This is a genomic window from Arenibacter flavimaris, assembly GCF_030291335.1.
In the GTDB taxonomy this organism is placed as follows: Bacteria; Bacteroidota; Bacteroidia; order Flavobacteriales; family Flavobacteriaceae; genus Arenibacter.
This window is the reverse complement of record NZ_JASWIM010000087.1, coordinates 1-1749: the sequence shown is the minus strand read 5'-3', so window position 1 is coordinate 1749 and position 1749 is coordinate 1. Positions and strand designations below refer to the sequence as shown.

At 44.0% G+C, this 1749-nt stretch carries 1 protein-coding gene; it reads left to right on the top strand.

What is annotated here, in order from left to right; all coding sequences use genetic code 11:
• Window positions 1-390: 390 nt before the first annotated feature.
• Entirely contained in the window at window positions 391-1653 is a 1263-nt protein-coding gene (ltrA, locus tag QSE00_RS25110; RefSeq protein WP_286108018.1) for a group II intron reverse transcriptase/maturase, read from the top strand.
• The last annotated feature ends 96 nt before the right edge of the window (window positions 1654-1749 follow it).

Here is a 1749-nt window from a genome sequence, read left to right as displayed (position 1 = left end):
CTGTAAGGTACGGGTATAGGAGTTGAACGCAAGTGAACCCTTATTGACGTGTCGAAAGTAACCTTTATTGTGCCAAAACCAAGGGGGAGCAGCCCTGCGAGACAGAATGTAGCGGTTACCTGATTACTGGCTACATGGCACACGGCATATAGAGGGCAAGAACTATACCTAGGCGCTATCAAGGAACAGTAGAACCAATATGGAAATGGCAAGCGAAAATGGCATCAGTCCCGAAGTGGAACAGCCAGAAAGTAGCAAAGTTCCGTATTGGGGCGGATGAAGTCGTATTAACGAAAGTATCCAAGAGAATCCCGCAGAAATGCGGGACGAGTGAAGGACTTCACTTGAACATGTCCATGTATTGTATAACAACTTAAATTTTTTTTAAGGATGACTTTTGATGATGGACACAAGACGCAACCGATAACAAAGTTGCAGGTAAACGAGGCTTTTAAGCGAGTAAAAGCCAATGGGGGAAGTGCGGGCGTAGATGGCGGGACCATCAAGGACATAACAGAAAATCCACGCAGGCACCTATATCCGTTATGGAACAGGCTAGCCAGTGGAAGTTATTTTCCGAAACCTGTACGAGAGGTAAAGATTCCCAAAGGAAATGGAGGAACACGGTCATTGGGCATACCTACGGTCATAGACAGGGTAGCGCAACAGGTGATAGCCACAGAACTGGAAACCATGGTCGATAAAACATTCAGTGACCATAGCTATGGCTATCGACCCAACCGATCTGCCCATGATGCCGTATCACAATGCAGGCTTAACTGTATGAGATATAGTTGGGTGATTGATTTGGACATCAAAGGTTTCTTTGATAACATAGACCACGGTTTGATGTTAAAAGCAGTCGAATACCATACAAAACAGAAACACATTCTGTTGTATGTAAAACGCTGGCTGGAAGCACCGGTTCAGTTATCCGATGGGGGCATGCTATATACAGAAGGCAAGGGAACGCCACAGGGTGGTGTCATCAGTCCTGTACTGGCCAATATCTTTATGGATATAGTATTTGATAAGTGGATGGAGAAACAACATCCTGATGTGGAATTTGAACGTTACGCAGATGATATAGTGGTACATTGTACACATAAATATGCTGCATTAAAGTTGCTCGGTTCGATAAGGGGGCGACTAAAGAGTTGCCACTTAGAAATCAATGAAGAGAAATCAAGGATTGTCTATTGCCATCGCAACCAAAAGAAGCAACCTAAGCTCAAGGAAACCTATCAGAAGTTTGATTTTCTCGGCTTCACGTTCAAGCCTCGAACAGTAAGGGTCAGGGGTAAGCAAGTATTGGGCTTTACCCCAGCTATCAGCCAAAAGAGTACCAGTAGGATTGCATCAGAACTAAGGAAGAGGGATATCCATCGTTGGGTACAATTACCACTTGGCAAGATAGCAGAACTGCTAAGACCGAAGATAAGGGGATGGGTCAATTACTATGGAAAATTCCGATTGTCGGATATGAGGAAGCTCTTTAGGATATTGCATATTCGTTTGGTCAAGTGGATACGCAATAAATACCGTCGTTTTAAACGTAAAGAGTGGGTCTATGCTTATCGATACTTACAGAAGGTATCCAGATGTTACCCCAATCTTTTCTATCATTGGCAATATCCCGTGTTAAGACCATAATTGCAGTCTTGGTTTAAGAAGAGCCGTATGATGGGAGACTATCACGTACGGTTCTGTGAGAGGTTTAGGGGTGAAATTCCCCTTTACCTACTCGAC

Coding starts and splice junctions, on each gene's coding strand:
- ltrA (WP_286108018.1), top strand. CDS start 391: ATGACTTTTGATGATGGACACAAGACGCAACCGATAACAAAGTTGCAG.